The organism is Homoserinimonas sp. OAct 916 (assembly GCF_003260275.1).
Classification (GTDB): domain Bacteria; phylum Actinomycetota; class Actinomycetes; order Actinomycetales; family Microbacteriaceae; genus OACT-916.
Genome location: NZ_QJHB01000064.1, coordinates 1 through 377, shown reverse-complemented (window position 1 = coordinate 377; position 377 = coordinate 1). Strand labels below are relative to the sequence as shown.

Genomic DNA, 377 nt, shown 5'->3' with positions numbered 1-377 from the left:
TCTCTCTCTGTCTCTCACTTCTTTCTCTTCTTTGGTGGCTGAAGTGCCGCCTCCTCTTCATCTTCTTCATCTTCATCATCTGGCTCCTCCACGTTCTCTTCCTCATCCTCGTTCCCACCATCATCGTCATCGTCGTCGTCATCGTCATCGTTATCTTCCCCGTCGTCATTCTCTTCGCCTCCATCATCATCTTCATCGTCATCACCACCATGGTTGCTCTCATCTTCTTGATCGCCTTCATCCTCTCCGTTCTCTTCGCCTTCTCCACCGGGCCCTCCCTTGGAATCATTGTTCTTGCCGTTTGGATTATTTTCAGCCCCTCCTCCCTCCTCGGAGGAGAAATCCTCTTCACCGTCTCCCAAGCCACTGTCCCCAAC

General features: G+C 52.0%; 1 pseudogene. It reads right to left on the bottom strand.

The features are described 5' to 3' along the window. Positions 1-14 precede the first annotated feature (14 nt). A pseudogene (locus DL891_RS17215) lies at positions 15-377 on the bottom strand (hypothetical protein); the annotation flags it as partial.